The organism is Exiguobacterium sp. s129 (assembly GCF_018617585.1).
Lineage (GTDB): Bacteria > Bacillota > Bacilli > Exiguobacteriales > Exiguobacteriaceae > Exiguobacterium > Exiguobacterium aestuarii_A.
The window spans coordinates 31,901-47,062 of sequence record NZ_JACSKL010000004.1; the positions used below are offsets into that span (position 1 = coordinate 31,901).

Annotated in this window: 17 protein-coding genes; 15 read left to right on the forward strand and 2 right to left on the reverse strand. The window is 50.2% G+C overall.

Translation table 11 applies throughout. The annotated features are described in order from the left end of the window. The first annotated feature begins 9 nt into the window (after window positions 1-9). The 8 genes from trxA (at window position 10) to mnhG (ending at window position 6,465) form a co-directional block, all read left to right on the forward strand. Window positions 10-324 (forward strand): thioredoxin, encoded by a 315-nt coding sequence (gene trxA, locus KNO92_RS06195; protein ID WP_015881090.1) that lies wholly within the window; start codon window positions 10-12, stop codon window positions 322-324. 346 nt (window positions 325-670) lie between these two features. Beyond that, window positions 671-3,112 (forward strand): Na+/H+ antiporter subunit A, encoded by a 2,442-nt coding sequence (locus tag KNO92_RS06200; RefSeq protein WP_214760491.1) that lies wholly within the window; start codon window positions 671-673, stop codon window positions 3,110-3,112. After that, on the forward strand, window positions 3,084-3,521 hold the full coding sequence (locus KNO92_RS06205; protein ID WP_214695240.1) for a Na(+)/H(+) antiporter subunit B: 438 nt from the start codon (window positions 3,084-3,086) through the stop codon (window positions 3,519-3,521). Before KNO92_RS06200 ends, KNO92_RS06205 begins: the two co-directional genes overlap by 29 nt. After that, window positions 3,521-3,862, forward strand: coding sequence for a Na(+)/H(+) antiporter subunit C (locus KNO92_RS06210; protein WP_015881093.1), 342 nt, complete (start codon window positions 3,521-3,523; stop codon window positions 3,860-3,862). Before KNO92_RS06205 ends, KNO92_RS06210 begins: the two co-directional genes overlap by 1 nt. Beyond that, entirely contained in the window at window positions 3,855-5,339 is a 1,485-nt protein-coding gene (locus KNO92_RS06215) for a Na+/H+ antiporter subunit D (RefSeq protein ID WP_214695242.1), read from the forward strand. The genes KNO92_RS06210 and KNO92_RS06215 overlap by 8 nt, the downstream gene beginning before the upstream one ends. Window positions 5,340-5,346: 7 nt before the next feature. Beyond that, a complete protein-coding gene (locus tag KNO92_RS06220; RefSeq protein ID WP_214760493.1) occupies window positions 5,347-5,832 on the forward strand; it encodes a Na+/H+ antiporter subunit E in 486 nt (161 codons plus the stop codon). After that, window positions 5,832-6,128, forward strand: coding sequence for a Na(+)/H(+) antiporter subunit F1 (locus tag KNO92_RS06225; protein WP_214747906.1), 297 nt, complete (start codon window positions 5,832-5,834; stop codon window positions 6,126-6,128). The genes KNO92_RS06220 and KNO92_RS06225 overlap by 1 nt, the downstream gene beginning before the upstream one ends. Then, a complete protein-coding gene (mnhG, locus tag KNO92_RS06230; RefSeq protein WP_015881097.1) occupies window positions 6,106-6,465 on the forward strand; it encodes a monovalent cation/H(+) antiporter subunit G in 360 nt (119 codons plus the stop codon). The genes KNO92_RS06225 and mnhG overlap by 23 nt, the downstream gene beginning before the upstream one ends. A gap of 42 nt (window positions 6,466-6,507) precedes the next feature. Here the strand turns inward: mnhG and KNO92_RS06235 are convergent, their stop codons facing one another. After that, the gene (locus KNO92_RS06235) at window positions 6,508-7,821 is read right to left on the reverse strand and encodes a dihydrolipoyl dehydrogenase family protein (RefSeq protein WP_214695246.1); all 1,314 of its coding nucleotides are present in this window, start codon (window positions 7,819-7,821) and stop codon (window positions 6,508-6,510) included. Between the two features lie 70 nt (window positions 7,822-7,891). Here KNO92_RS06235 and uvrC point away from each other — a divergent pair, with 70 nt between their 5' ends. Continuing rightward, window positions 7,892-9,682: an excinuclease ABC subunit UvrC gene (gene uvrC / locus KNO92_RS06240; protein WP_214695247.1), complete on the forward strand. Its 1,791-nt coding sequence runs from the start codon at window positions 7,892-7,894 to the stop codon at window positions 9,680-9,682. Continuing rightward, complete coding sequence (locus KNO92_RS06245) at window positions 9,679-10,455, forward strand: aminoglycoside adenylyltransferase domain-containing protein (protein ID WP_214760495.1); 777 nt, start codon at window positions 9,679-9,681, stop codon at window positions 10,453-10,455. The genes uvrC and KNO92_RS06245 overlap by 4 nt, the downstream gene beginning before the upstream one ends. A 25-nt stretch (window positions 10,456-10,480) precedes the next feature. Here the strand turns inward: KNO92_RS06245 and KNO92_RS06250 are convergent, their stop codons facing one another. Further along, window positions 10,481-10,873 (reverse strand): YslB family protein, encoded by a 393-nt coding sequence (locus KNO92_RS06250; RefSeq protein WP_243834707.1) that lies wholly within the window; start codon window positions 10,871-10,873, stop codon window positions 10,481-10,483. Window positions 10,874-11,095: 222 nt separating this feature from the next. Here KNO92_RS06250 and KNO92_RS06255 point away from each other — a divergent pair, with 222 nt between their 5' ends. The 5 genes from KNO92_RS06255 to KNO92_RS06275 all read left to right on the forward strand — a co-directional run bounded on the left by KNO92_RS06255 (window position 11,096) and on the right by KNO92_RS06275 (window position 15,071). Beyond that, window positions 11,096-11,713 carry a succinate dehydrogenase cytochrome b558 subunit gene (locus KNO92_RS06255; protein ID WP_015881102.1) on the forward strand — a complete coding sequence of 206 codons (618 nt, stop codon included), beginning with the start codon at window positions 11,096-11,098 and terminating at the stop codon, window positions 11,711-11,713. Between the two features lie 16 nt (window positions 11,714-11,729). Continuing rightward, window positions 11,730-13,487 carry a succinate dehydrogenase flavoprotein subunit gene (gene sdhA, locus KNO92_RS06260; RefSeq protein WP_074032768.1) on the forward strand — a complete coding sequence of 586 codons (1,758 nt, stop codon included), beginning with the start codon at window positions 11,730-11,732 and terminating at the stop codon, window positions 13,485-13,487. A gap of 8 nt (window positions 13,488-13,495) precedes the next feature. Continuing rightward, window positions 13,496-14,284, forward strand: coding sequence for a succinate dehydrogenase iron-sulfur subunit (gene sdhB, locus KNO92_RS06265; RefSeq protein ID WP_193343274.1), 789 nt, complete (start codon window positions 13,496-13,498; stop codon window positions 14,282-14,284). An 8-nt stretch (window positions 14,285-14,292) separates the two neighbouring features. Then, a complete protein-coding gene (locus KNO92_RS06270) occupies window positions 14,293-14,733 on the forward strand; it encodes an acyl-CoA thioesterase (protein WP_074032771.1) in 441 nt (146 codons plus the stop codon). A 74-nt stretch (window positions 14,734-14,807) separates the two neighbouring features. Continuing rightward, window positions 14,808-15,071 carry a phosphocarrier protein HPr gene (locus tag KNO92_RS06275; RefSeq protein WP_015881106.1) on the forward strand — a complete coding sequence of 88 codons (264 nt, stop codon included), beginning with the start codon at window positions 14,808-14,810 and terminating at the stop codon, window positions 15,069-15,071. Window positions 15,072-15,162 lie beyond the last annotated feature (91 nt).

Sequence of the window (15,162 nt, forward strand, 5' to 3'; positions counted from 1 at the left end):
TTTTTACAAATGGCTATTAAACACGCAACGACTCAATCGTTTGAACAAGATGTAAAAGAGGGCGTAGTCCTCGTTGATTTCTGGGCAACTTGGTGTGGACCATGTCGCATGATCGCGCCAGTTCTCGAAGAACTCGATCAAGAAATGGGTGACCAAGTTCAAATCGTGAAACTCGACGTTGACGAAAACCCTGAAGTCGCAGGTGCTTTCCAAATCCAAAGTATCCCGACACTCATGATGTTCAAAGATGGCGAGCCTGTTTCGAAAACAATGGGCTTCCAACCAAAAGAAGCATTGAAAGAGTTTATCGCAACAGCACAATAATTGCGTAGCAGCCGATTGAAATCGGCTGCTTTTTTGTTTTGTCGAACGGAAAAGAAGGAAAAGGACAGGCAAGTAGGGAATAGGTTGAGTTATTCCACACACCCTCATTTACGGAAAAATCCGATACATATCGTCTGATTTCAAATTTTTTTTGAAGAAATTCCGTCGGCTTCCTTCATATTTAAAAGATTCGGGATTTTAGTGAGGGCGTGCGCGGACTGGAAGCTTTTATCATGGAAACAGACTGAAAATTTACGCTATACTCATGAGGAAGACATGATGGAGTCAAGTGACCTTACTTTACGGCTCAATCTATTGTACGACTCTGTTCGAAGGAGGAATTTTCTTGTCGGTGTTACATTTAGCTATTTTGTTGCCGCTTCTCGCGGCACCGTTCATCCCGTTCTTGTTTCGGGGGATGAAGCAAATTCATACAGGCTGGTTCGTCTTGATCGTTCCGGTCGTGCTCGTCACCTACTTCGCCGGATTTATTCCGATCACGAGTGCAGGGGACGTCGTGACAGAGACGATTGCGTGGATGCCGTCCCTCGGGATTAACTTCACGGCATACGTTGACGGACTCAGTCTACTGTTCGCCCTCCTCATCACGGGGATTGGCGCACTCGTTGTCTTATATTCAATTTATTATTTGAATAAGGACAAAGAGTCACTCGGGCATTTCTATGTGTATCTCTTGATGTTCATGAGTGCGATGCTCGGGGTCGTTCTCTCGGACAACATGATTGTCATGTATATGTTCTGGGAGCTCACATCGATTTCATCATTCCTGTTGATTGGTTACTGGTATGAGAAAGAGCGTTCACGTTACGGCGCACAGAAGTCGATGCTTCTCACCGTATTCGGTGGATTGTCGATGCTCGGGGGGATTGTCTTACTCGAGTCGATGATCGGTTCGTACAGCATTCGTGATATGGTCGCGAACTCTGGCGTCATCGCCGAGAGCCCGTTCTTCCTTGCCGCGATGATTCTCATCTTGCTCGGGGCGTTCACGAAATCGGCGCAGTTCCCGTTCCACATCTGGTTACCTGACGCGATGGAAGCACCGACTCCGGTCAGTGCGTACCTCCACTCGGCGACGATGGTCAAGGCGGGTCTCTATCTTGTGGCCCGTATGAGCCCGGTGTTCCAAGAGTCATCGGTCTGGCTATGGACGATTGCCGGAGTCGGGATGTTTACGATGTTCTGGGGCTCGTTCAACGCCGTGAAGCAGACCGACTTGAAGGGAATCTTGGCATTCTCGACAGTCAGTCAGCTCGGATTGATCATGTCACTCCTCGGTCTTGGTGCGGCTGCGCTCCACTATGACGGTATGGATGACAACATCTTTATGGTCGCGACGATCGCAGCAATCTTCCATTTGATCAACCACGCGACGTTTAAAGGCTCGCTCTTTATGATGGCCGGGATTGTCGACCACGAGACGGGCACACGTGACATTCGTAAGCTTGGCGGTCTGATGACGGTCATGCCGATCACGTTCACGATTGCCGTCATCGGTTCGTTATCGATGGCCGGTCTTCCGCCGTTTAACGGTTTCTTGAGTAAAGAGATGTTCTTGAAGGCGACGACGAAAGTCTTCTCGGGCGACTTCTTCGCGCTCGATACGATTGGGATTTTGCTTCCGATCATCGCATTCGTCGGAAGTGTATTCACGTTCATCTACAGCATCATGTTGTTCACACGGACGTTCATGGGCAAGGCGAAGTTCGATCAATTGCCGAAACAACCGCATGAGGCGCCGATCGGCATGTTGATTTCGCCGGCCATTCTCGCGCTTCTCGTTGTCGGTCTCGGGTTCTTCCCGAACGTCTTGTCGAACTCGCTCATCAAACCAGCCGTCGAGTCGATTTATCCGACACTCGTCGCGCAAGGACAAGAAGTCGATGTTCACATCTATTTCTGGCACGGTTTGACGCCAGAGTTGTTCATGACAATCGGGGTCGTTCTCCTCGGTTCGTTGTTGTTCTGGCAAATGGGCAAATGGATGGGCATCTACAACCGCATCCCGCACCGTTTGACGCTCAACGGGATGTACGATGGTACGCTCGTCTGGTCGAATAAGGCGGCATATCGCTTTAAAGACAATTACATGACTGGTTTCATCCGGTCGTATTTGATCTATATTTTCGTCTTCCTCTCAGGCATGATGCTCTTTAGCATTTGGTGGTTCGACATGTACCGATTCTCGTTCGAGAACTTGGCAGAGATCGCACCGTATGAATACGTGCTCGGAGCTGTCGTCATGCTTGCAGCACTCGCGATTCTATTTATGCGTTCGCGTCTACCGTCCATCATCTTACTCGGGGTTGTCGGTTACGGCGTGGCACTGTTCTTCGTCTTCTTCGGTGCACCTGACTTGGCACTCACGCAGCTTGTCATCGAGACGGTCTCGGTTGCCTTGTTCTTGCTCGTGTTCTATCACATGCCGGACATCAGCAAGAAGGAAGTACGGATGCGTTTCAAAGTCGGGAATGCCATCGTGGCCATTCTCGTCGGGACGACCGTGACGCTTCTCAGCTTCATGGCGCTCACGAACAAATCGCTCACTTCGATCTCGGAGTATTACAAAGAGAACGTGTATGAGCTTGCAGCAGGTAAAAACATGGTTAACGTCGTCCTCGTCGACTTCCGTGGATTTGATACTTTGTTTGAAATCGTCGTTCTCGGAATTGCGGCTTTCGGGATCTACACGATGATTAAATTTAGAACAACACGACGTACGAAAGGAGAAGGTGCACATGAAGCAAAACAGCAAACGCGTCAATGACGTCATATTGCAGACGGCCGCGATTATCATTTTCTTCATCATCATCATCTTCTCGATCGATTTGTTCTTTGCCGGGCACTATTCACCAGGTGGAGGGTTCATCGGTGGATTGATGACATCCGCCGCGCTCGTCTTGTTGCTACTCGCATTTGATTCGAAGACACTTGCGAACGTGCTCCCAATCGACTACCGTCTCATGACTGCGACGGGATTATTGATCGCACTTTTAACAGGTCTTCACTCGGTATTCTTGGGTCGTCCGTTCTTGACGCATGCTTATGGGAAGTTTGACTTACCACTTCTCGGTGAACAGACGCTCCATACGGCGATTGCGTTTGACTTAGGGGTCTATCTCGTAGTCATCGGAATCACCCTAACGATTATACAAACGATTGGAGAGAGTGAATAATGGAAATCTTCGTTAGCATCATCATCGGTGTCCTGACGATGTGTGCCGTCTATCTTGTTCTCTCAAGAAGTTTGTTACGCATCATCATCGGCACAGCCTTGTTCAGTCACGCGGCACACCTTCTCGTCTTGACGACGGCAGGTTTGAAGACAGGGGCGGCCCCTGTCCTCGTCGACGGTGTGACTGAATTCACAGACCCGTTACCGCAAGCGCTCGTCTTGACGGCAATCGTCATCAGTTTCGGGGTGACGGCGTTCTTCCTCGTACTTGCCTACCGCACGTATCAGGAGCTCAGCACGGACAATATGGAAGAAATGAAAGGAACAGAATCGTATGATTAACTTACCGGTCTTTCCAATCGTCATTCCTGCGCTTGCGGCCATCATCATGATGTTCATGCCAAAACGGGTCCAGCTGCAGCGTTGGATGGCTCTTGGAGCTTTAGTCATTACGGCGATCGTGTCACTCTTACTTGTGCACACGGTCTCCACGGAGGGGATTCAAACCCTCAACCTCGGGAACTGGCAAGCGCCGTTCGGGATCACACTCGTATCGGATATGTTGTCAGCTCTACTCGTGACGACGTCGACTCTCCTCACGCTCTTCATCGTGTGGTTCGCCGTCCATTACTTCTCAGACTCATATGAAGGCAACTACTTGTACATCTCGATGCTCTTCTTGCTCGTCGGGGTGAATGGTGCCTTCACGACAGGTGATATCTTCAACTTGTTCGTCTTCTTTGAAGTCTTCTTGATGTCTTCATACGTGTTGATTGTACTCGGTGGACGTGGCGTCCAGTTACGTGAGTCCATCAAATACTTGCTCGTGAACATCATCGCCTCGGCACTCTTCGTCATGTCGGTCGCCTTGCTCTATGGCGTCACAGGTACGCTCAACTTGGCAGACTTGGCGATGAAAATCCCACTCGTCGATAACCCGGACGTCATTACCGTCATCGGTGTGATGTTTGTCATCGTCTTTGGTATGAAAGGGGCACTCGTCCCACTTCACTACTGGCTCCCTGGGGCGTATGTAGTCGCACCGACACCGATTCTCGCTATGTTCGGTGCACTCTTGACGAAAGTCGGGGTCTACTCGATTTTACGGACGTACACGTTACTCTTTGACGGGAACGGTGAGTTTTTACAGACGTTTCTCATGGTGCTCGCTGTCCTCACGATCTTCATCGGGATGACAGGTGCCATCGCTTATAACGACGTGAAGCTGATCATCATCTACAACATCATGATTGCGGTCGGGGTCATTTTGTACGGGATCTCCGTCAACACGCAGACGTCTCTTGAAGGGTCGCTCTACTACTTGATTCACGATATGATCATCAAGGCAGTTCTCTTCATGCTCGTCGGGATGATGATTGGGATCACCAAATCCGGTCAACTGCGCGATATGGGTGGACTCATCACACGCTTCCCGCTGTTCGGATGGACGTTCTTCGTCGCAGCGCTCTCGCTTGCAGGGATTCCGCCACTCAGTGGATTCTTCGGGAAGTTATTGATTGTATCAGGTGGGATGGACGAAGGAGAACTGTTCGGACCACTACTTGTCCTCTTATCAAGTCTCTTCGTCCTCTACTCGGTCATGAAGATCTTCTTGAACGGATTTTGGGGAGAAGCGAAGCGTGAGTATGACGGACCACTCGTCCCTTATACGAAACGTTTGATTGTACCGGTCTTCTTGTTGCTCATCATCGCGGTCGCATACGGATTTGGGGCAGAAGCCATCCATCCGTATATCACCCAAGCGATTGAGCCACTCGTCAATCCAGAAATCTATATCGATGCCGTGATAAAGGAGTGAAACACAGATGGCTTATCAACTTTTGATTAACTTTTTCTTGGCGTTCATCTGGATGTTCCTCACGGGATCGTTCACAACGAGCGGATTCTTCGTCGGATATTTACTCGGATTGCTCATCTTGTTCATGATGCGCCGATTCTTTAAATCTAGTGGGGGCGGGTTTTACTTCACACGCGTCTGGCGTCTGTTTAAACTGTTCCTTATCTTCATCCGGGAACTGTTCCTTGCCAACTTCGAGGTGTTACGTCTCGTCCTTAGTCCGAAGCTCAAGATTCAGCCAGGAATCTTCCGGTATGAGACGTCTCTCGACAAAGGATGGAAAGTCAGCTTGCTCTCGATGCTGATCACGCTCACACCAGGGACGCTCGTCGTTCAGGTGTCAAAAGACAATTCCGTGCTCTATATCCACGCGCTCAACATGCCGGATAAGGATGCCTTACGAAAAGACATTTATGATAACTTTGAATCAAGCATTAAGGAGGCGACAGAGTGATGGATATACTAGACATTCTCATTTACATCTCGCTCGCCATTCTCTTGCTTGCGATGTTGATGATGTTGTATCGCGTCGTCAAAGGACCGACGACGGCAGACCGAGTCATCGCGCTCGACTCCATCGGGATCGCGCTCATCTCGGTCGTCGCGTTACTGTCGATTTTGCTCGATACAACTTTATATTTTGAAGTCATCTTGCTACTCAGTATTTTGGCCTTCATCGGAACGGTTGCGTTCTCGAAATTCTTAGAGAGGGGAGAGATTATCCAACATGACCGCGACAATGATCTTTGATCTCATTACCGGCATTTTCACGATCATCGGCGTCTTCTTCACAGTCGTCGCCGCGATCGGTCTCATCCGTCTCCCAGATATTTATTCGAGGACACACGCTGCCTCAAAGAGTGCGACACTCGGTGTCATGTTCGTCCTCTTTGCGGCCGTCCTTCACGTATATGTCGATGAACGGGTATTTGATGCAAGACTCTTGCTCGGTCTCTTCTTCGTCCTCTTGACGGCTCCTGTCGGGGGTCACCTCATCTCACGTGCGGCGCACGCGAAGGGTGTCCCGCTTTGGGAGAAGTCACTACAAGACGCATTGAAAGAAGACAAGGATAAAGGAATCGAATAAGAGAAAGACGGGATTCGCCGTGTGGCGAGTCCCGTCTTTTGTTTAGATGAGATAGGTCAGGTCAGAGGCGGCCGTCGGATAGGCGACTTCTAAGTGCTTCACGTGTTGATGCGACAGTTTGTTCTGTATAATGAAAGAGAACAGATTGATGAGTTCCGGGGCATGGTGTCCAATCAGATGTGCGCCGATGATATGACCTTCCGCACTCAACAGTACTTTCGAATAGGCGGTCGTGTCATTGATGCGTGAATAGGTGAGGAAATGGGACATGTCCGTTTCTTTCACGTCGAAGTCGATGCCCTCGGCTTCCGCTTCCTCCATGGTGAGCCCCACTTTGGCAATCGGTGGCGTCGCATAGACGATGGTCGGTGCCGGGCGCTCCGGGAGTGGCCGTGTATTCCCGTGAAGCATGTTCAATGCAGCGAGACGACCTTCCTGACCGGCGAACGGAGTGAGTGCGGGATTTGGACTGTTAGCGACGTCTCCGGCGGCGTATATATTCGGATTGCTCGTCTGGAGATGCTCGTTCACCTGAACACCATGATGATCGGCATTGACGCCTGCTGCTTCGAGATGAAGTCGCTCGATGCTTGGAATTCGCCCGGTGGCGTTAAGGACAACTCCTTCAAGGGTAGAGTCATCTGATAACGTTAAGACGTTCCCGTCGATTCGTGTCGGTTCGACGTCGTGTCGGACAGTGATCCCGATTCGTTTTGATTCTTCGAGGAGCCGATGGACGACGTTCGGGTCGAATGCCTTCAGCGCACGTGAACGAATGAGAAGGGTCACGTCGCTTCCGAAGCGTCGGAAGATATGGGCGAATTCAAAAGCGATATAACCGGCACCGACAATATGAATCGATTTCGGTAACGTGTCGAGGTCGAACACATCATCGCTCGTGATGGCCAGTTCGCCACCTGGGATGTCGAGAGGACGTGGTGTTTGGCCCGTCGCGATTAAAAATTGAGGGGCGGAGAGCTCGTGACCATCGATGACGATCGAGTCTTCATCGATAAAGTGAGGCTCCCCTTGATATAAATCAATGTTCATCTCGTTCCAATGTTGCGTTTTTGACGTAGGAATCGAGAAGCGATATTCATCAATCCGCTTTTTAAAGGACGACCAATCGAGGGATAGGCCTCCTTCGACGCCGAGCTCGCGCATACGTTCCGTGCGGGCGAGAAGTTCGGCACCTTCGGCGAGCATTTTTTTCGGGTCACATCCACGCTGGGGACACGTTCCTCCGAACGTCCAGTTTTCAATGATAGCAATCTCTTTACCGGCGTCACGTAAAATCGTGGCGGCTTGGCTCGCGGCTGATCCGCTACCGACAATAATGACATCGTATCGTTTCATAATATAAAATCCTCCTCTGACGAGATATCACACTCTTTTTCCCGTCCAGGAGGAAGCTAAACTGAGGTGAATGGAATTGAGTCATACCGACCACATTAAACATAAATTGGCGCTACTCCCGGACGAACCGGGTTGCTATTTGCATAAAAATGAATATGGTGAGGTCATCTATGTAGGGAAGGCGAAAAATCTTAAGAATCGGGTCCGCTCTTACTTCACGGGTGCACACGACATCAAGACGATGCGCCTCGTCGCAGAGATCCGTGACTTTGAGTACATCGTGACGGCGAGCGAACTCGAGGCGTTGCTCCTTGAAATGACGCTCATCAAAAAGCACGACCCGAAGTACAACATTCGCCTGAAAGACGACAAGACGTATCCGTACATCAAAATCACGAACGAACCATATCCGCGTCTATTGACGACACGTAAGCTGAAGAAAGACGGTGGACATTACTTCGGACCGTATCCGAACGCTTACGCAGCGAACGAGACGAAACGTCTGCTCGATAAACTCTACCCGCTCCGTAAATGTCAGCCGATGCCGAAGAAACTTTGTCTCTATTATCACATCGGGCAATGTCTGGGACCTTGTGAGCTCGCGGTCGACACGGATTCGCAAAAAGAGATCGTCAACGAGATTCGTCGTTTCCTGAACGGTGAGACAAGCGAGACGCTCGCCAAGCTGAATGTGGAGATGGGACGTGCCGCTGAAGACATGCAGTTCGAGCGGGCGGCTGAACTACGCGACCAGATTCGAGCGGTCGAATCGATTATGAACAAACAGAACATGATTACGGCCGACCCGACGGCGCGAGACGTCTTCGGTTATACGCTTGACCGAGGCTGGATGTGTGTCCAAGTGTTCTACATGCGAGGCGGTAAGATGATCGAGCGAGATGTCTCGCTCTTCCCGATTCATGGAGAGCCTTCCGAAGAACTCGAAAGTTTCATCGTCCAGTTCTATGAACAAAACGTCGTGCCAAAAGAGATCCTCGTACCGGAAACGGTCCGTCTCGATTTATTAAATGACGCCATCGGCACGAAAGTGATGCAGCCGAAACGAGGAGCGAAAAAGCAACTGCTCGATTTAGCGACGAAGAACGCAACGATCGCCTTGAATGAGAAGTTCGAATTGCTCGCCCGAGACGAAGAGCGGACGTTGCTCGCGATGCGTGAACTTGGGGAAGCAATCGGCATCCCGAACTTGTCGCGTGTCGACATCATCGATAACGCGAACATTCAAGGGGCGGACGCCGTATCGGCGCTCGTCGTCTTTGAAGACGGGAAGCCACTCAAGAAAGAGTATCGGAAATATAAGATTCGGACCGTCCAAGGACCCGATGATTATGAGACGATGCGCGAAGTCGTGCGGCGACGGTTCCGCCGTCTGTTGACGGAAGACAAGCGTCTACCGGATCTCCTATTGATTGATGGAGGAATCGGGCAATTGAATGCCGCGCTCGACGTCATCCAAAATGAGTTTGGGCTCGACTTGCCGGTCGGCTCACTCAAAAAGGATGACCGACATCGGACGAGCCAACTGTTGTTCGGTGAACATGGTGCGGTCGTGGAACTTCATCCACGATCGAGTGCCTTTTATCTATTACAGCGGATGCAAGACGAGGTCCACCGTTTCGCCATCACTTTCCACCGCAGCTTGCGCACGAAGAAGATGACGAAGTCGATTCTAGACGAGATTCCGGGAGTCGGTCCGAAGCGTCGTCAACAGCTCATCCGTCATTTCGGGTCGATGAAACAGATTCGTCTGGCCTCGCTTGAACAATTGAAAGAAGCGGGACTACCGGAAAAACTGGCGGAGACCGTCCTTCAATATGTGCACGAGGATACGGATGAATGAGACAGCTTCCGACAGACGTGGAGAATACAATCGCTTCATTCGTGAGAGCGATTGATGAATTTCTGCCAACCGTTCAGCATATATACATTCATGGTTCATTAGCGATGGGTGGCTTTCATCCGAAACATAGTGATGTAGATTTGTTGCTCGTCGTATCGAACGCATTGACTCGGGAGGAACGACAAAAACTCATCGACTGTTGTCTCTTATACTCCAACGAACCATATCCGCTCGAACTGAGCATCATGACGACAGCGCAGCTAAAAGACTGGTGTCACCCGAGTCCCTTCGAGTTTCACTATAGTGAAGGGTGGCGTTCTCGTTTTGAAGAAGCCAGTAAGGAAGAGAGGACCGAATTGCAACAAGGATTCACCGATCCTGACTTGGCGGCTCATATAATGTTGATTTTACAACGAGGTATCACTTGGCGCGGAAAGCCACTTCATCAATTGCTCTGCGGATTCGATTCCGCTCATTTTTCTGATGCGATTCGGGAAGATGCGTTCGACTGTCTCGATACGATGGATGAAAATCCAATTTATTGCGTGTTGAACTTGTTACGCGGACTGGCCTATGAACAAGAACGTGTCCTTCTCTCGAAACAAGAAGCGCTCGGTTGGGTGATAGAGAACGGACATTTTCCGGGAAATGTTTTAGCGGTCGTTCGTAAGGCGACTCAGGGCTATGAAGGGGAAGACGTGACGTTTAATCAACACGAACTCAGTGAAGTACGTCGGTATATGAACGAGCAACTTCAGCAGAATCAAAAATAAGAGTCGATGCGAAACGCATCGACTCTTATTCGTAATCGTCTTTCCGGTCTAGTTGGACGGTGATTTGGACAGTTTTTCGGGCGGGATCGGCATATCCTTCCGCGACGCACTGGAAACGACCTGCAATCTGTTCGGCTAAAAATCCAGCTTCGAGCTGATAGTAACCGGTCGCCTTGGCTTGGGTCGTGGGCGGTGGGATCAGTTCGTATGTAAATTTACTCCCACGTTCCTTTTTGAGCGTCAACGCTCCCCAACCTGCCTCGTCGAAGAATGCAGTCAGTTCATCGTCAGACATCGTCGGGAATTTGCGGGCGACCCGTTTTCCTGACCAATAGATGACTTGGGCGTAATCTTCACCAAGCAAGTCCGTCAACACATAGTCGCGAAGAAGTTCAATCGCGAAAATTGGTTGGCTCATCGTTTCCATTCTATCCCATCACTCCAATCTCTCTATATCATTATAACGACCAATCGGAATTTGGTCATCCTGTATTTTTGAAAAGAATGTGGCACAAATCGGCTAGGTTATCTTGTCATACAATTTTCACAAGAGTAGAATAGGAGTCAGAAAGCTATATCTGCATTTGAAAACGCTTTTATTGACAAAACGAGCCAATGCTCGTGAAAAGGGGGAACTAGAATGGCAGCGCATCGTGACTACTTCAGTCGTAAAGTCCATTCGCTACTTGGGGTCATTCCAATCGGTTTGTTTTTGATCGTTCACTTATCGGTCAACTACTACATCGTCGATGGGGTGGAGTCATTCAACAAAGCAGCAAAATTCATGGAGAACTTACCGTATTTGTACTTCCTTGAAGTGACGATTATCGCATTGCCGATGATCTTCCACGGAGTGTACGGCGTGTACTATGCGTTTCTTGGATCGATTAACTCGAACCGTTATTCATACGCACGCAACTGGTTGTATCTCTTCCAACGCTTCACAGGGGTCTTCCTCGTGATCTTTATCGCATGGCACGTTTGGGAAACGCGCTTAGCGAAATTACGCGGGGTAGAAGTCAATGCGGAGATGATGCAAAACATCGTCGACAACCCGCTCATGTTGATCTTCTACATAGTCGGAATCCTTTCGGCTACGTTCCACTTCGCGAACGGTCTTTGGTCGTTCTCGATCACGTGGGGAATCACACAGTCACCTCGTTCGCAACGTCTCATGAGCTACGTATCAGGTGTCGTGTTCTTGGCACTATCTTTTGTCGGCATCCGTTCGATTTTGACGTTTGCAGGCATCTTGTAATTAGGGGGAATTTTACATGGCAAATCAAAGTTTGATCGTCATCGGTGGCGGTCTAGCTGGACTCATGGCGACTATCAAGTCGGCAGAGATGGGTGTTCCGGTAAAACTATTCTCGCTTGTACCGGTCAAGCGTTCACATTCAGTTTGTGCCCAAGGTGGCATCAACGGGGCCGTCAACACGAAAGGGGAAGGCGATTCTCCTTGGCAACACTTTGACGACACGGTCTACGGGGGCGACTTCCTCGCCAACCAACCACCTGTTCAAAAAATGGCAGAGAATGCACCAAAAATCATCCACATGTTCGACCGGATGGGTGTCATGTTCAACCGTACGCCAGAAGGTCTCTTAGACTTTCGTCGTTTCGGTGGGACGCTTCACCACCGTACGGCATACGCTGGAGCGACAACAGGTCAACAACTTCTCTATGCACTCGATGAGCAGGTTCGTCGTTATGAAGCACAAGGTCTTGTCGAGAAATATGAGGGATGGGAATTCCTTCGTGCCGTCATCGATGAAGAAGGGATCTGCCGCGGTGCGGTCTGTCAGGATTTGCGCTCGATGGAAATTAAAGCGTTCCCATCGGACGCGGTGATCTTGGCGACAGGTGGCCCAGGGGTCATCTTCGGTAAGTCGACAAACTCGGTCATCAACACAGGACAAGCAGCGGCAGCGGTTTACCGCCAAGGTGCTGTCTACGCGAACGGGGAGTTCATCCAAATTCACCCGACTGCGATTCCTGGGGACGACAAACTTCGTCTCATGAGTGAATCGGCTCGTGGGGAAGGTGGACGTGTCTGGACATACAAAGACGGGAAGCCATGGTACTTCCTCGAAGAGAAATATCCAGCATACGGAAACCTCGTACCGCGTGACATCGCGACACGTGAGATCTTTGATGTATGTGTTAACCAAAAACTCGGCGTCAACGGCGAGAACATGGTGTACCTCGACTTGTCGCACAAAGACTCGAAAGAACTCGACATCAAACTTGGTGGGATCCTCGAAATCTACGAGAAATTCGTAGGGGACGACCCGCGTAAAGTACCGATGAAGATCTTCCCGGCAGTCCACTATTCGATGGGCGGACTGTGGGTCGACTACGATCAAATGACAAACATCCCTGGACTCTTCGCAGCCGGTGAATGTGACTACTCGATGCACGGTGCGAACCGTCTCGGTGCGAACTCACTCCTCTCAGCCGTTCACGGCGGAATGGAAGCAGGTCCTGCAGCGGTCAACTATATGCGTGGTCTCGACCAAGCGACAGAAAGCGTCTCTGACGCACTCTTCAACTTCAACGAGCGTGAAGAAATCGAACGCTTCAACGACATCCTTGCGATGGACGGGACAGAGAACGCGTATCAAATCCACCGTGAACTCGGTGAACTCATGACGGACAACGTCACAGTCGTTCGTTATAACGACAAGCTCGAAGCGACGGACAAGAAAATCCAAGAATTGCGTGAACGTTTCCATAACATCTCGGCTACGGATACGGCACGCTGGAGCAACCAAGGGGCATCGTTCATTCGACAACTCGACCACATGCTCGACCTCGCACGCGTCATCACACTCGGCGCACTCAAGCGGGACGAGAGCCGTGGTGCCCATTACAAACCGGAATTCCCGGAACGTAATGACGAGCAGTTCATGAAGACGACGATGGCACGTTACAAAGATGGGGAAGTCGATATCTCGTATGAAGACATCGATGTTTCGTTAATCCCGCCACGTAAACGGGATTACTCGAAGAAAGGGGCGAAGACGAAATGACGACGCCAATGCAATCTGAACAAAAAGACATCCGCTTCATCATTGAACGCCAAGATGGACCGGATCAAGCGACGTATACTGAAGAATTCACGGTGCCGTACCGTCCGAACATGAACGTGATCTCGGCATTGATGGAAATCCGCCGTAACCCGGTCAACGCGAACGGCGACAAGACGACACCGATCAACTGGGACATGAACTGTCTCGAGGAAGTATGTGGTGCCTGCTCGATGATCATCAACGGGAAGCCACGCCAATCGTGTACAGCGCTCGTCGATAAACTCGAGCAACCGATCCGCCTCGCGCCAATGAAGACGTTCCCGGTCATCCGTGACCTTCAAGTCGACCGTCAACGTATGTTCGACGCGTTGAAAAAAGTGAAGGCATGGGTTCCAATCGATGGAACGTATGACCTCGGTCCAGGACCGCGTATGCCAGAAAACAAACGTCAATGGGCATACGAGTTATCGAAATGTATGACATGTGGGGTTTGTCTTGAAGCGTGTCCGAACGTCAACGACAAGTCGGACTTCATCGGTCCAGCAGCGATTTCGCAAGTCCGTCTCTTCAACTCGCATCCAACAGGTGCCTTCCACGCGGAAGACCGCCTTGAAGCCCTTATGGAAGACGGCGGCATCATGCAGTGCGGAAACGCACAAAACTGTGTCGAAGTTTGCCCGAAAGGCATTCCGCTCACGACGTCTATCGCTTCGATGAACCGTCAAACGACGCTTCACTCGTTCAAACAGTTCTTCGGTAGTGACAAAGGTCGCACCGGTTCTGCGGTCGAGGCATAAGCGAGCCGATGACCAAGTACTTTCGAGAGCCAGGTTGGGAAACACGTGTCAAAGCAGGGGTCGCGCTCGATGTGAAAGTCCGCTTTTCGGAGTGCGATCCGTACGGTCACATGAACAACACGATCCCGTTCATCTATTTCGAAGATGCGCGAATTGAGTTGTTAGAAGCGACAGGATTCTCCTTGAAGGACGGGTTTGTCGTCGTCGCCGATGCGCAATGTGACTATGTTCGACAAGTCATGCCACGTCAACAGCTGACCGTGCATGCCAATATCTTGACGGTCGGAAACACTTCATGTGATATTCATTACGGGGCATATGACGGAGAACAACTCCTCTTCGCGGGACGAACGAGCCTCGTTCATTTGACGAAGGAAGGTCGTCCAACGGAATGGACTCCGGAATATAAAAACCGCTTGCAGAATTTTTGCGAATCCGCTATCATTTGATAATGAGTTCACAAACAAAAAATATTCTGCCGGTTCGCCTGTAGAATTGAATTTTGAAGGGAGACCATCATCTCATGGAAAAAACGTTCACAGTCGTTGCTGATTCAGGAATTCACGCTCGTCCAGCTACTCAGTTGGTTAACACAGCTTCTAAGTTCCAATCAGACATCAACCTCGAGTACAATGGTAAAACAGTTAACTTGAAGTCGATCATGGGTGTACTTTCACTCGGTATCGCAAAAGATTCTACAATCAAGATCACTGCTGAAGGTGAAGATGCAGAAGAAGCGATCAACACGCTTTCTGACATGCTCACTAGCGAAGGTCTTGCTCAGTAATTCGGGTAAGGGACGAGGCGCCACTGGCGACCTCGTCTTTTTTTGTCATGGGAACGTTTCTTTTTCCGTCTGATGTTTTTTGGTAAGATAG